At 68.8% G+C, this 12,605-nt stretch carries 15 protein-coding genes and 2 pseudogenes; 11 read left to right on the top strand and 6 right to left on the bottom strand.

Annotated elements, in window-relative coordinates:
• Positions 1 to 41 precede the first annotated feature (41 nt).
• Positions 42 to 410, bottom strand: a pseudogene (locus ACH4SP_RS36365) (class I SAM-dependent methyltransferase); the annotation flags it as partial.
• A gap of 121 nt (positions 411 to 531) precedes the next feature.
• Here ACH4SP_RS36365 and ACH4SP_RS36370 point away from each other — a divergent pair.
• A complete protein-coding gene (locus ACH4SP_RS36370) occupies positions 532 to 1,161 on the top strand; it encodes a CGNR zinc finger domain-containing protein (RefSeq protein WP_398421615.1) in 630 nt (209 codons plus the stop codon).
• Here ACH4SP_RS36370 and sodX read toward each other — a convergent pair.
• Positions 1,065 to 1,571: a nickel-type superoxide dismutase maturation protease gene (gene sodX, locus ACH4SP_RS36375; protein WP_398421616.1), complete on the bottom strand. Its 507-nt coding sequence runs from the start codon at positions 1,569 to 1,571 to the stop codon at positions 1,065 to 1,067. The two genes, ACH4SP_RS36370 and sodX, sit on opposite strands and share 97 nt — an antisense overlap.
• Positions 1,572 to 1,726: 155 nt before the next feature.
• Between sodX and sodN the strand changes: the two genes are divergently transcribed.
• A complete protein-coding gene (gene sodN, locus ACH4SP_RS36380; protein WP_398421618.1) occupies positions 1,727 to 2,122 on the top strand; it encodes a superoxide dismutase, Ni in 396 nt (131 codons plus the stop codon).
• A 7-nt stretch (positions 2,123 to 2,129) separates the two neighbouring features.
• Here sodN and ACH4SP_RS36385 read toward each other — a convergent pair.
• Positions 2,130 to 2,252 (bottom strand): annotated as a pseudogene (locus ACH4SP_RS36385) (site-specific integrase); the annotation flags it as partial.
• On the opposite strand from ACH4SP_RS36385, the gene ACH4SP_RS36390 reads away from it, so the two are divergent.
• The 3 genes from ACH4SP_RS36390 (at position 2,250) to ACH4SP_RS36400 (ending at position 5,055) form a co-directional block, all read left to right on the top strand.
• Positions 2,250 to 3,602: a DUF3631 domain-containing protein gene (locus ACH4SP_RS36390; RefSeq protein ID WP_398421620.1), complete on the top strand. Its 1,353-nt coding sequence runs from the start codon at positions 2,250 to 2,252 to the stop codon at positions 3,600 to 3,602. The pseudogene ACH4SP_RS36385 and the gene ACH4SP_RS36390 sit on opposite strands and share 3 nt — an antisense overlap.
• 74 nt (positions 3,603 to 3,676) lie before the next feature.
• Positions 3,677 to 4,216 carry an NUDIX hydrolase gene (locus tag ACH4SP_RS36395; RefSeq protein WP_398421621.1) on the top strand — a complete coding sequence of 180 codons (540 nt, stop codon included), beginning with the start codon at positions 3,677 to 3,679 and terminating at the stop codon, positions 4,214 to 4,216.
• A gap of 407 nt (positions 4,217 to 4,623) precedes the next feature.
• Entirely contained in the window at positions 4,624 to 5,055 is a 432-nt protein-coding gene (locus tag ACH4SP_RS36400) for a hypothetical protein (protein WP_398421623.1), read from the top strand.
• 486 nt (positions 5,056 to 5,541) lie between these two features.
• On the opposite strand, the gene ACH4SP_RS36405 is transcribed toward ACH4SP_RS36400, so the two are convergent.
• Positions 5,542 to 5,880, bottom strand: coding sequence for a hypothetical protein (locus ACH4SP_RS36405; protein ID WP_398421624.1), 339 nt, complete (start codon positions 5,878 to 5,880; stop codon positions 5,542 to 5,544).
• Positions 5,881 to 5,942: 62 nt separating this feature from the next.
• Positions 5,943 to 7,262 (bottom strand): helix-turn-helix domain-containing protein, encoded by a 1,320-nt coding sequence (locus ACH4SP_RS36410; protein ID WP_398421626.1) that lies wholly within the window; start codon positions 7,260 to 7,262, stop codon positions 5,943 to 5,945.
• 149 nt (positions 7,263 to 7,411) lie between these two features.
• On the opposite strand from ACH4SP_RS36410, the gene ACH4SP_RS36415 reads away from it, so the two are divergent.
• Positions 7,412 to 7,864: an ATP-binding protein gene (locus tag ACH4SP_RS36415; RefSeq protein WP_398421627.1), complete on the top strand. Its 453-nt coding sequence runs from the start codon at positions 7,412 to 7,414 to the stop codon at positions 7,862 to 7,864.
• Positions 7,865 to 8,430: 566 nt separating this feature from the next.
• Here the strand turns inward: ACH4SP_RS36415 and ACH4SP_RS36420 are convergent.
• Complete coding sequence (locus tag ACH4SP_RS36420) at positions 8,431 to 8,733, bottom strand: hypothetical protein (RefSeq protein ID WP_398421628.1); 303 nt, start codon at positions 8,731 to 8,733, stop codon at positions 8,431 to 8,433.
• 152 nt (positions 8,734 to 8,885) lie between these two features.
• Here ACH4SP_RS36420 and ACH4SP_RS36425 point away from each other — a divergent pair, with 152 nt between their 5' ends.
• The 5 genes from ACH4SP_RS36425 to ACH4SP_RS36445 are packed head-to-tail and all read left to right on the top strand — an operon-like array spanning position 8,886 to position 12,433.
• Positions 8,886 to 9,077, top strand: a complete 192-nt coding sequence (locus tag ACH4SP_RS36425; RefSeq protein ID WP_398421630.1) for a hypothetical protein — start codon at positions 8,886 to 8,888, stop codon at positions 9,075 to 9,077.
• Positions 9,074 to 9,778 (top strand): hypothetical protein, encoded by a 705-nt coding sequence (locus ACH4SP_RS36430; protein ID WP_398421631.1) that lies wholly within the window; start codon positions 9,074 to 9,076, stop codon positions 9,776 to 9,778. The genes ACH4SP_RS36425 and ACH4SP_RS36430 overlap by 4 nt, the downstream gene beginning before the upstream one ends.
• On the top strand, positions 9,775 to 11,013 hold the full coding sequence (locus ACH4SP_RS36435) for a hypothetical protein (RefSeq protein WP_398421633.1): 1,239 nt from the start codon (positions 9,775 to 9,777) through the stop codon (positions 11,011 to 11,013). Before ACH4SP_RS36430 ends, ACH4SP_RS36435 begins: the two co-directional genes overlap by 4 nt.
• On the top strand, positions 11,007 to 11,873 hold the full coding sequence (locus tag ACH4SP_RS36440) for a hypothetical protein (RefSeq protein ID WP_398421634.1): 867 nt from the start codon (positions 11,007 to 11,009) through the stop codon (positions 11,871 to 11,873). Before ACH4SP_RS36435 ends, ACH4SP_RS36440 begins: the two co-directional genes overlap by 7 nt.
• A 47-nt stretch (positions 11,874 to 11,920) precedes the next feature.
• The gene (locus ACH4SP_RS36445) at positions 11,921 to 12,433 is read left to right on the top strand and encodes an AAA family ATPase (protein ID WP_398421636.1); all 513 of its coding nucleotides are present in this window, start codon (positions 11,921 to 11,923) and stop codon (positions 12,431 to 12,433) included.
• Positions 12,434 to 12,605: the final 172 nt, after the last annotated feature.

The following is a 12,605-nucleotide window of genomic DNA, read 5'->3' on the forward strand; positions in this document are numbered from 1 at the left end:
TCTTGCGTGAACTCCGCATCCGCACGCATGTGCGTTTTGCGGGCGTTCCCGGTCAGCACCGCGTCGTAGCTGTCGTACGGAAGCTTGCTCCGCCACGCGGGATCGGCGAGGTCCGCGGAGACGAACTCGACCCGCCCGTCCCCCTCGAAGGTCCCGCGGGCGATCGCGAGGAGCGCCGGGTCGAGATCGACGCCGGTACTCGTCGCCTTCGGGAACCGATGCAGCAGCCTGCCCGTGATACTTCCCGTACCGCACGCGAGGTCGAGCACCCGCGGCTCGGGCCCGACGACCGCCTCCACCATGTCGAGCATGACCCGGAAACGCTCCTCGCGGTCGGGCAGGTACCACTCCTGCTGCCGGTCCCAGCTCCGCTGCCACGCCGCCCAGTCCGTACCCACCGGCTGACCCACCGACTGACCCACCGACTTGCCCACCACGGGAAACCACCCATTCCGTAATACTCTCGACCGAGAACCGCCCATTACGTCAGACGCTCGCACCGAGACTAGACCGCCCCTGTAAGGACTACAAGTGGAACTGGCCTATTACGCTGACTACGCCGTGCGCCTGGTGAACAGCGAGGAACCGGCCCGCAACAAGGACTCGCTCACCTCGGTGGAAGCGGTCCGCGACCTGTTCGGAGAGAGTCAGCAGGCGGCCCGCCGGGCCACCGACGCCGACGTCACCCGCTTCCGTTCGGTCCGCGCCCGCCTCCGCGCGATCTTCGAAGCGGCCGACACCGGCGACGAGACCCTGGCCGTCGACCTCCTCAACTCGCTCCTCCTCGAATTCCCGGTGAGCCCGCAGATCTCCGGCCACGAGACCCGCAAGAGCGACGGCAGGCCGGACTGGCACATGCACCTCGCCGAGCACCCGTCGAACGTGACCGCGGGATACGCGGCGACCGCCTCCATGGGCCTGGCCTTCCATGTCACCGAGTACGGCCCGGAACGCCTCGGTCTGTGCCAGGCCGCACCCTGCCGCAACGCCTACCTCGACACCTCCACCAACCGCTCCCGCCGCTACTGCTCCGACCGGTGCGCGACCCGCGCCAACGTCGCCGCCTACCGCGCCCGCAAGCGCCTGGAGACGGAGCGGTCGGCCAGCACCGGCCGCACCGCCGACAGCAGCCAGGAGGCGACCGTGCCCACGGACCGCTGACGCCCGGCCCGCATCGGCCGGTACCTGGCCCGCACCCGCCCGAGCACCAGGGCGGGCGGGACGGCCCCGAAGGTCCGGGAGTCGGACATCTCCTCGTCCCGGTTGTCCCCGAGCACCCACCAACCGCTCTCCCGCCGCTCCACGATCCGCTTCACCACCAACAGGTCCTGCTGCAACGGGTGCCGCAGCACCGCGACGTCACCCGGCCGGACCTCGGCGCCCCAGTGCACGAGCACCTGATCGCGGTGGCGCAGCGTCGGCACCATGGAGAGCCCGCCGACCTCGGCGAGCCCGAACGGCAACAGGGCCCGCTGAGCACCACGTTCCCGCGCCCGCTCCCGCGCCTGCTCCCTCTCCTGCTCCCTCGCCCTCTCCTGCTCCCGCCCGTACTCCCGCCCGTACTCCGTCATCTGCGGCACCTCCCGGTTCCGATCCATCGCCGCCCCCGGTCCCATACTGACCCCGGACTTTTGACCTAAGCCCCCGGGGGCACTCGCGAAAAGGCGCTCTCCACGGAGTAATCTCCACCCTTGAGAAGACGATCACGAGGAAGGATGCGATTTACATGCTCTCCCGCCTGTTCGCCCCCAAGGTGAAGGTCAGCGCCCACTGCGACCTCCCGTGCGGCGTGTACGACCCCGCCCAGGCCCGCATCGAGGCCGAGTCGGTCAAGGCCGTCCAGGAAAAGATGCAGGCCAACGACGACGCGCACTTCCAGGCGCGCGCCGTCGTCATCAAGGAGCAGCGCGCGGAGCTCGCCAAGCACCACGTCTCGGTGCTCTGGAGCGACTACTTCAAGCCCCCGCACTTCGAGAAGTACCCGCAGCTGCACCAGCTGGTCAACGACACCCTGAAGGCCCTCTCGACCGCCAAGGCGTCGACGGACCCGAAGACCGGCGCGAAGGCTCTTGAGCTGATCGCCGAGATCGACCGCATCTTCTGGGAGACGAAGAAGGCCTGATCTCCCTCTAGGCCGTCTGACCTGCACTTTCGTGGGTCGCGTCGCCTAGCTGTCCGCACCCGGTCCGCAGGCCGCCGAGCACGGCGTCCATGACGGATCGGGTGCGGTCTTCTTCACCCGGCCACAGGTGCGGACCATCAACGGAGGCCGGACCGACCACGGGGACCGCCGCACCGACTCCCTGGGTGCGGACCTTCTGACCGAGCTGCGAACGGCGATCGGCCGGTACGTGGTGCTGCCGAGTCCGGAGGTACTGACCGCCGTCACCTTGTGGGTCGCGGCGACCCACCTCCAGCCCGCACTGCGGCACGTACCCCGACTGGCAGTCGTGGGCCCGACCAAGGGCTGCGGCAGGTCCCGCCTCCTGGACGTGCTCCACGAGACCGTGCACCAGCCGATGATGACGGTGAACACCTCACCGGCGGTGATCTTCCGCATCATCGGCGAGAACCCGCCGACCCTGCTGGTGGACGAGGCCGACACCGTCTTCGGCCCCAAGGCCGGTGAGAAGGAGGACCTGCGCGGCCTGCTGAACGCCGGACATCAGCGCAACCGGCCCGCCTGGCGGGTCTCCGGCCCCGAGCACAAGCCGACCGCCTTCCCCACCTTCGCCATGGCCGCTCTGGCGGGAATCGGCGACCTGCTGGACACGATCATGGACCGGGCCGTGGTGGTCCGGATGAAGAAGCGCAAGGGCAGCGAGAAGATCGCACAGTTCCGCTCGCGTCACTCGGTACCCGAACTGAACGCGCTGCGAGATCAGTTGAGCGGCTGGCTGGTCCCGCTCCTCGATGCCGCCTCACGTCTCATACCGTCCATGCCCGTCGAGGACCGCGCCGCAGACACCTGGGAACCGCTGGTCATCGTCGCCGACCTGGCCGGCGGGGAGTGGCCCGCCCTTGCCCGTGCCGTCTGTCTGGCCATGACCAAGCACCAAGCGGGCCAGGACGAGGAGTCCACGCTCAGGACGCGGTTGCTGCGCGACATACGACGCGTCTTCGCCGATCACGGCGACCCCGAGGCCCTGCGTACGCAGGATCTGCTCGCAGCCCTCGTCACGGACGCAGAATCCCTCTGGCCCGAGTACGGCAAGAGCGGGCTCAACGCACACCTCCTGTCCTGCCTGCTGCGCGAAACGGTCACCCGCTACGAAGCCGCCCTGCGCACGGTCCTCCCCACCCACGCCGACCGCGTCCTGACCGACCCGGCCTGGCCAGCCCTGACCACCGTCCTGCACCGTGCGGAGACCAACGGCCGCCGTCCGGCCGAGCTACTGGCCGAAGCCGCCGAGGGGCGCGAACTCGACACCGCCGAACTCCCCGCCCAAGTCCTGATCTGGCGAATCGGCAGCGCACCCGACCGCCGAAAGGCCGCAGCAACAGCAGCTAGCACACTGACCACCGCACGGAACCAGTCAGCCACACCAACGCCGGTGGCCAGCAACCCCGAATTTCCGTCCTCACGACGCCGCGGACGATGATGTCCCCAGCAGGCGGACGGATTCTCGTCACAGTGACATGCTGGAGTCCTCACTGAAACAAGGGAGTTGGGCACATGCAGTGGACCGTCCATGGCGAGCGGCAGATCTACAGCAATCCGTGGGTCAACCTGTGGCTCGTGGACGTGCAGCAGCCCGACGGTCGGCGGTGGGAGCACCACGTCGTACGGATGCGACACCTGGCTGTGGCCGCCGTGGTCGACGACCAGAAGCGCGTCCTGATGATGTGGCGCCACCGCTTCATCACCGACACCTGGGGCTGGGAGCTCCCGATGGGCCTCATCGAGGCCGACGAGACTCCTGAGCAGGCCGCCGCCCGTGAGGTCGAGGAGGAGACCGGCTGGCGGGTCGAGGGCGTCAAACCTCTGGTGTACGCCCAGCCCGCCAACGGCATCACCGACTCCGAGCACTACGTGTTCCGTGCGGACGCCGCCTCGTACACGGGCCCGCCGACCGAGCTGAACGAGTCCGACCGCATCGAATGGATTCCCATCTCGGAGCTCCGGGGCATGATCGACCGCCGCGAGGTGGTCAGCAGCGGCAGCCTGGTCGGTCTGCTGTATCTACTCCTGGACGAGGCGACCGGCGGGGCCTAAGCGGTCCGGTGAGTTGGCTGCGTTGGGTAGTGTCATCCGGTCACGGTCCGCGCCGCTCTCCACCGCTTCGCGGACGATGGGATCGAGGCGCTGCCCGATGCCCCTCGCCCGGGCCGCACTGGCCGATCTGCTCTACGTTCCCGCCGAAGCGGGGATCACGTGGACTGCCCCGGCCCTGTGCGACTGGCTGAGCGAGCTGTTGCACCGTGAGGGTTTCCGCCGGAAAACGTACCCGTGACAGCAGTGGAGGCGTCCAGCTTGGCCCAGTGATCCAACCGGGCAATGTTGGGCCGCTCACCTTCGGTTAGCCCGCTGGCCAGTCGTGATCCGCCATCAGGGAGCTACGTCAGCGAGGTTCGTGCAGCAAGTCTCCGCCAGGTGGCGGCAGTTCGCGTAACTTCCTGACTATGGAGGCATCGCGGGACGACTTCGACCGGCAGCACGTCGACAACGACATGAGCGGGAACGTCTACGGAACATCGGGGCAGTTCGGCAATGTCTACGGAGACGTTCATTTCCATGGACCCACGTCCGTACCGCCCCCGTCCGACGGCGCCCCGAAGCAAGCTGAAGGCATCGGGGGAGCGAAGCGGAAGAAGAACAGCTCCAAGGGGAAGCGGCAACGGCGAGAAGCGGCCGAGCGTGCCCGGCAGCAGCTAAGGGCGGACGACAACAAGGCGATCAAGGGGTGCGGGCTCCTGGTGCTTGGGCTGGCCGTTCCGGGCTTTATCTACCTCGGCCTCGTTACCCGCGATTGGGCAGCTGCCGGCGTGGTCGTAGGGGTAGTAGCCGTAATCCTCTTCCTCGGTGGCGCTGGCATAGCCATGCGCGGTGACTGATTCACGCAGTGTCTATGCGGTGCCCAATGGTGCTGGCGTATCTTCCGAGGCATGAGCGAAAAGCGGTCCGTACGCAATGAGTTCAGTGGTGATGCTCATGGGCCAGTCGTCCAGGCAGGGGAAATTGGTCGGATCGTCTTCAACCCGCCACCGCCAGGGTTGCCACCGGAAGATCTGGCGACCTACCAGAGGCTGTTGGCCAGGGAGGCGGCCCGAGCGAACGCCGAGGATATGGCAGCACAAGCGGCTCAGGTGGAAGCAGCGAGCCGCGCCCACAGAGCACTCAGGGCGCGGCGACGTAGATGGTGGTACCTACTTCTTATGCTCCTCTGGTTTGGAGCAGGTGCCGCGTATGTCTGGTTCACGCGGTCTCTTGAGGCTCCCCGAACTGAGGTCATGGTGCTGTGGCTCGCTGGGACACTCTTCTTCGTCTTCCTCGGTGCAAGGACTTCGCATGAGGCTCAGACCGGGCACCGTCTGACCTGGTCAGACATGTTGCGGTGAGCTTGAGGTGACCGCAGGTCTCCACTCCTGCGCGATCGAGTGGACGACGTAGCGCAGCGCGTCGGGCTCGTCGATCTTCAACGGGACGTCCTCGCCGCGTGCGGTGGCCTGCGGGTCCCAGCTGTATGCCGGGAGTTCGCCGAGCGGCCCCTCGCGTGAGGAGTGGACGAGCAGCTGGTCGGCAACGAGCAGGCTGGACACGGAGCGGATTCCGTCCGTGACGTCGTTGGTCGCACGAGCGAGGCCCGAGTGCCCGTCGGCCCACCCCCAGCGCGCCCACACCAACACCGACTCCCTCGGCGAAGCCGTCGACCAAGCCATGACCCGACAACGAGACCAGATCCGGCAATCAGCAAGAAACTCCAACCAAGCCGCTTATAGGGTCAGCCGAAGGCGTCGCGCATGCGCTGTTCGAAGGCAAGGACGGGGGCCTCGCGGGCGTGCGGCAGCATGCGGCGGTGCAGTTCCTGGACGTGGCCGCTCACACGCGGCGAGTCGATGGCCGTGGTGAGGTCGAGGGCGAGGCCGGCGCTGGTGCATGCCTGGTCGAGCTTGCCCTGTTGGAGCTGGGTGCTGGCCAGCCAGTAGGCGTGGAAGGCACGGCCTCGCTGCTGGTCGGCGTTCTCCCGGCGCAGGCCCTCGGCGATGAAGGGTTCGGCGCGGGCTGCTTCGCCGAGGCGTGCGTAGGCGATGCCGGTGTCGACGAGGAGCTTGGTCTCGTCGAAGTACCGGACCCAGGAAGGGGCTTCGGCCTCTTGTCCGCGTGCGTGCTCGTACTGGTCGCGGGACCGGTCCACGGCCTGGTGGCAGGCGTGGGCGTCGCGCAGGGTGGCGTGGGCGAAAGCTTCGCGCAGGTTCAGCATCGACATGACGAGGGGGTGTTCGCTTGCGGCGCGGGCTGCGTCCTGGGCGCGGCAGGCGAGGGTGACGGCGTCGTTCGGGTTGCCGTCGTAGGTGGCCAACAGGCTCATGCAGGACAGCACGTTGGCCATGAAGAGGCGATCACCGTGGGCATGGGCAAGCTTGAGTGCCTGGGTGAAGTAGGTGCGGGCGGTGCTGTACTGGCGGGCGTCGAAGTAGGCCCAGCCGGAGAGTCGGGCCAGTTCCGCGGCGACCGTTTGCAGGTCGTCGCGCAGCCCGCCCTCGGCGGAGTCCAGGAGACGGCTGACGTAGCGCAGATGGCCGACAACGGCAGGCCGTAGGGTCGCCCCGCCGTGTTCGTTGTCGCGCCGCCAGTAGTCCTCGACGGTGGAACGCAGGGCTACGAGGGTGGAGCGGGTGGCTCGCCCGTCGACCAGGGCGAGCAGGTCGTCCAATTGCTCTGCCTCTGCCGGTTCGGCGGGCTGGGGCTTTTCGGGTCGTACGGGGTGGGCGGGCTTGGGCACCCGCACCTCCGTGTGCGTCGTGGCCGGGATCTCCCAGGGCCGGTGGGCGAGGCCCAGCATCGCGCCAGGGATGCGCAGTCCGTCGGCTACGCGCTCGATCACGTCGATGTGGGCCAGAGAGCGCCGCCCGGCCATGATTTCGCCGACCCGACTGGGCGTCATCCCGCACAGGGCCGCGATCCGCGAGGGATAGATCCCGGCCTTGACCTTGACCAGCCGGAATACGCGGGCGAAGTCCCGGCGGCGGCAGGCGTCCTGCCATTCCGCACTGGCCAGTAGCTCGGGTGGCAGGGCCCGGTGGACCGGTGAACGCGGCACTCGCCCCCCTCACTTGCCCTTACGGGCGGACCGGTGTGGGACCAACTCCTGACGAGGTTACCCACGTTGGGTAATCACGGTGACCTGATCCCGTAATCGCCGTAGCGGTGCACTCGTACCCCACAGCCCGCCCGCGACGAGGGGACGCGATGCACGCGATGACCGCGCACGACCGACAGACCACCACCCAGCAGTGGCAGATGCAGTTCCGCTCGGTACGCAAATGCGTCCCCCTCGTCCGCGGTCTCCTCACCAAGAAGCTCGCGAACTGGGGATACGGCCAGGACGACATCGACCGAGTGACCCTCGTCTGCGGGGAGCTCTCCGCCAACGCCATCGAGCACGGCGGCAGACATGGCCCCCTCTTCGAGGTCAAGGTGACCGCCGAGGGCCCGCACTGCCTCGTCGAAGTATCCGACGCCAGCCGCACGCCGCCCCGCCCCGTCGAGGCCGACCAGGACGACGAAGGCGGACGCGGCCTGCTCCTCGTCGCCGCCCTCGCAGAAGAGACCGGCCACCACGACTGCCACCCGACCGGCAAGACCGTCTGGGCCCGTCTCGTCCTCGACGCCCCGAAGGGAGAGACCCCGTGCACGAGCTGAGCACGAACCGAGTTGCCTCTGATCGCAGAGCAGTTGAGGAAGGCGAACCCATCATGCGCGTGCTGTACCTGCTCAACATCTCCAACCCCGACCGGCTCTCGTCGGACTCGGGCTGGATCTTCGCGGATCTGCTCGCCCCGGCACTGGCGGACGCCGGAGCGGAGGTGACGGTAGCCGCTCCGGCTCCGGCCGGGGATTCCCGGTGCGGGTTCCACCGCACCCGCGTTCCGGGGACGAAGTACCGGGCCCGCTTCTCGGCCGACCTCGACGAGCTGGTGGCTCTCGTACGCAGCGAGAGGCCGGACGTGGTGGTCGCCAATCAGATCGAGGAAGCCCCGGCGGTCCGCACCGCGCTGCTGGAGGCGGGCTCGGATGCGCTGCTGGCCGGGTACTGCCACTACCTGCCGTTCTCTTTCGACGAGGACGGTGAGATGCAGCTCGACCCGTCGCTGGACGACGCCGGTCTGGGCCGGACCGTCCTGCTGTCCTTCGCCGCCGGTCTGGCCGCTTGCGACCGCGTACTGGCCCACTCCTCGACGGCCGCCTCTTGGATCTCGGCGGCGGCCTCACGGATGACAGTCGAACTCGGCGACCGGCTGCGGGTGGTGCCCGCCCCGCGCGACGAGCGTCTGGTGCGCGACCCCGCCCTCGTCCGCCGTCAGTCCGACGGCGGGGCGATCGGCGTCTACAACCACCGTCTGTACGCGCACTACGGCACCGCGCAGTTCGTGGACCTGGCTCGCGCACTGACCGCGTCGGCGTCCGTACGGCTGCGTGTCCTCGACCTCTGCGGTGATCGCCGCTCCTCCCGCACCGGCCTGGACAGCAGCCCCGAGCGGATGCGCGATGAGCTCGCCGCGCTGCCGCATGTGCAGGTCGTCTCCGACCGGGGCGACCGCATCCGGTACAAAAACCTGCTCGCCGGTTCGCGGTTCGGGATCGCCCCGTTCCGGCCCGGCTGCCCGTGGTCCATGAGCGTCATCGACTGCCAGGGCATGGGCCTGCCGGTGATCTCCCTCGGTTGGGCTGGCTCGCCGAGCACATCGACCCCGAGCTGTGCTTCTCCACCACCGCCGAGGCCGTCGAACTGGCCGAGCGCCTCGCCGTCGACGACGAGTTCCACGCCGTGCATGTCAAGCACGCCCACGCCTCCACCGCCGACTTCGCGCCCGCCCTCATCGCCGCTCGCTACCTGGAGGCGATCTCGCGATGAACGGCTTCGACGCGGTCCTGCTCTCGTACGACGAGCCCATGGCCAACGCCCTCCACTCCCGGCTACAACGCGCCCTGGGCGGCACCGTCAAGCGCCTGCACGGCGTCCACGGCATGCGCAGGGCCTACCGGCTGTGCGCCGAGGTCGTCGACCGCGAGCAGTTCTTCCTCGCCGACGGCGACTTCGACATCGACCCCGAGTTCGCCCCCGCCGCCGTCGCCCCGCTGGAGGAGGGTGTCTCCATGCGGGTCTGGCAAGCCACCAACCCCATCACCGGCCTGAGCTACGGATACGGCGGCCTCAAACTCATCCGCCGCAGCGCATTGCGCGAGATGGGCCAGGCCGTCGACGTACTCGCCGCACTCCCCGGCCGCATCGAGTTCGCGCAGCAAACGGTGGGCGTCACCCGCTTCAACCAGACCCCCTTCCACGCCTGGAAGGCGGGGTTCCGTGAGTGCGCCATGCTCTCGCGCGGCAGCGAGTACGGCATGGACGACGCCGACGCTCGCACCCGGCTCCAGTCGTGGACGGACAGCCGCTCCGGCGAGTACGCCTCATACGCAACGGCCGGCGCCCACGACGGCATCGCCTTCGCCCACGAGGCCGCACGCGACACCGCCCGCTTCGACTACCTCAACGACCCGGACTGGCTCCGCGCCCGCTTCACCACAGCCCATGGCGACCAGGCGGTCTCCGGATGACCGGCCCTCTCGTCCTCATCGAGCCGTACGCCCACCGGCCGGGCGGCCACCACCAGCACGCCCTGGTGGCGCTCGCCCGCGCCCGCCCCGGCAGCCTGGTCATCGCACCACACGGCATCACGAGGGAGACGACCACCGCCCTACGGAAGGCGAAGGCACGGGTGATCACGGCACCGTCCGGGACCGTTGCTGCTGTGCTGATGGCGGGCTCCCGCTTCGCGTCGGCCGTCGCTGCGGTCGGCTTGTGTGCGTTCCACTCCGGCCGCTGGCCCCGCGCCGTACGACGTCTGCCACATCAGGTGACGCTGCTGGCCAGGTGCTTGACGGAGGCAGCCGCACTGCGGACGGCCCGTGTCCGCGCTCCTGACCTCGACGCCGTGGTCATCCTGACCGCGAGTGAAGCCCTCCACGGCCTGGCAGCGCTCCTCGGCGGCCAGCCGCATCTCCGCTTCGTGCACGAGGTCAACACCACCGAAGACCTTCCGCTTCGGCTCGTCGGACGGCTCGCGCGCCGGGCAGAACCCAGAACGATCGCGCTCTACCCCACGGCTGCCATCGGCAAAGAAGCCACGAACCACTTCCCCGGCCTCTCCAGCCAAGTCCGGACGTACGCAATCGACGACGGCACCGAGCGGATCTCGCCTTCGGAACGAGCCAGTGGGAGAACGGCGTTCGCGATTCCCGAGGAGGAGCCCGCCCTCTGCCTGATGGGCGGGTGGTGGCCGCACAAGGACCTCGGCACCCTCGACGTTGCCCTCGGCAAGCTGCGTCACCCGCTGCACCTGCTGGTCGCTGGTCACCCACTGGACGAACCCACCCTGAACCGCTGGCGACAGCTCCCGAACGTCCGCCTGCATCTCACTCGCGGCCCGGTCGGCGAGCAGTTCCTCCGGCTCGTCTACGCCGCCGCGGATGCAGCCCTGGTCGTACGCCGTCCAGGCGTCGCCAAGGAGTCCGGCCTGGTGATGGACAGCGCCCGCTACGGCGTTCCGCTCCTCGTCTCCGACCACGACGCGACCCTCACCGACGCCCTCCAGGACAAGCCCTGGGCCCGCATCTTCACCGCCGCAGACCCCACGTCCCTCGCCGAAGCCCTGGGGGCCACCACGTCTACGCCACTCCCCCGGCCCGGCCCGGACGCTTCCCGCCTGCTGGGGATGTGGCCGGCCACCGACCAGGCGGACTTCCTCACCCGGGCCTACGCACGTCTCCTCCCCAAGGAGCCCCGATGCTGACCGCACCCCCACCCATGATCGCCGTCATCGGCCCCGTCGAGCCACCCCTGCTGACCTCCTGGGTAGCCCACTACCACGAACTCGGCATCGAACGCTTCCTCCTCGCCTTCCACTTCCCCGACCACGTACCGACCGACCTCCGCCACGAACTTCACGCCACCATCCGAGAGCTGGGCATCATCCCCACCGGATGCAGCACCGGCCCCTGGCACGAGCACACCAACACCCAGCTCCGCGACGCTCTCCGTGCCACGGCAGGCCCCGGATGGCACCTGATCGCCGACGCCGACGAATTCCAGCAGTACGCGGCCCCACTCCACGAGATCACCGACCACGCGGACCGCACCCGCCACAAGACTGTCGGCGGCCTCCTCCTCGACCGCATCTCCACCAGCGGACGCATGACCGACTGGTCTCCCGCGCAGGGCCTCGACCACGCCTATCCCCTTGGCGGCCACCTCACCCACCGCCTCCTGTACGGAGACCCCCGCAAGATCGTCCTCGCCCGCCACGACATCGCCCTCGCATCCGGCAACCACCGAGCCCCAGGCCACCACGCCGACCCCGCCCACCTGGCCGCCGTCCACCACTTCAAGTGGCGCTCCGGAATCCTCGAAGACCTCCGCCGCCGCGTCACCCACTTCAGCTCCGGCACCTGGCAAGAACACACGCCCGCCGTACGCGACGAAGCCAGCCGCCTCCTCACCCACCTCAACGACCATGGCGGCGCCATCAACTTCGCCGACCCCCGCTTCGCCTTCCGCCGCGTCAGCCTCGACCAACTCCCCTACAACTGGCTCGCCGAGGCCCACACCATCCACACCACCTGGCGGCCTCGCACCCCTACCGCCCGCAATTAGGGACAATGCCCGCACCACCCCCACAGCACCACGAAGGGACCACCCCCATGCCGCTCGCCGTCCTCCTGATCGGCATCACCGGTTCCGGAAAAACCACCCTCGCCAAGGCCCTCGCCTCACGAGGCTTCACCCGCCTCTCCGTCGACGAAGAAGTCCACCGCCTCCACGGCCGCTACGGCATCGACTACCCCGAACACACCTACCTCGAGCGCGAACGCCCCGCCGTCGAAACCATCCGCCAACAGCTCGCCGCCGAACTCACCGCAGGCCACGACGTCGTCCTCGACCACGGCCTCTGGACCCGAGCCGACCGCACAACCTGGCAGGCCACCGCCCGCCGGGCCGGCGGCCAACCCGTCCTCGTCTACCTCCCGGCCGACCGCGACGAGCTCCTGGCCCGCCTCAACGAACGCAACCAGCGTGAGGACGCCAATGCCCTCACCGTGACCCCAGAAGCACTCGACGACTTCTTCGCCCGCTTCGAGCCACCGGCCGACGACGAACGCGCTGTGGTCTACAACGGCGACCTGGACACCGCTCTCAAGCACTGGCAGAGGTGAATCCGCCGACCCCATCCCTGCGCAACAGCCGCACCGTGGCAGGGGCGGGTTCAGGCCAATTGGTGCCGGATACATGGAGTTGCAGGCCACTCGGCGTCTGAAGTGAGGAAAGAGTGCCCACAGGGAGGTCTTTTGTCAGGCACGTGAAGATTTTCGGGGCTGGAAGTGAGGA

Origin of the sequence: Streptomyces sp. NPDC021093 (genome assembly GCF_044333135.1) — a bacterium.
In the GTDB taxonomy this organism is placed as follows: Bacteria; Actinomycetota; Actinomycetes; order Streptomycetales; family Streptomycetaceae; genus Streptomyces.

Coding starts and splice junctions, on each gene's coding strand:
- ACH4SP_RS36445 (WP_398421636.1), top strand. CDS start 11,921: ATGCCGCTCGCCGTCCTCCTGATCGGCATCACCGGTTCCGGAAAAACC.
- ACH4SP_RS36415 (WP_398421627.1), top strand. CDS start 7,412: ATGCACGCGATGACCGCGCACGACCGACAGACCACCACCCAGCAGTGG.
- ACH4SP_RS36405 (WP_398421624.1), bottom strand. CDS start 5,880: ATGGCTTGGTCGACGGCTTCGCCGAGGGAGTCGGTGTTGGTGTGGGCG.
- sodX (WP_398421616.1), bottom strand. CDS start 1,571: ATGACGGAGTACGGGCGGGAGTACGGGCGGGAGCAGGAGAGGGCGAGG.
- ACH4SP_RS36400 (WP_398421623.1), top strand. CDS start 4,624: ATGGAGGCATCGCGGGACGACTTCGACCGGCAGCACGTCGACAACGAC.
- ACH4SP_RS36395 (WP_398421621.1), top strand. CDS start 3,677: ATGCAGTGGACCGTCCATGGCGAGCGGCAGATCTACAGCAATCCGTGG.
- sodN (WP_398421618.1), top strand. CDS start 1,727: ATGCTCTCCCGCCTGTTCGCCCCCAAGGTGAAGGTCAGCGCCCACTGC.
- ACH4SP_RS36435 (WP_398421633.1), top strand. CDS start 9,775: ATGACCGGCCCTCTCGTCCTCATCGAGCCGTACGCCCACCGGCCGGGC.
- ACH4SP_RS36430 (WP_398421631.1), top strand. CDS start 9,074: ATGAACGGCTTCGACGCGGTCCTGCTCTCGTACGACGAGCCCATGGCC.
- ACH4SP_RS36440 (WP_398421634.1), top strand. CDS start 11,007: ATGCTGACCGCACCCCCACCCATGATCGCCGTCATCGGCCCCGTCGAG.
- ACH4SP_RS36420 (WP_398421628.1), bottom strand. CDS start 8,733: ATGCGGCAGCGCGGCGAGCTCATCGCGCATCCGCTCGGGGCTGCTGTC.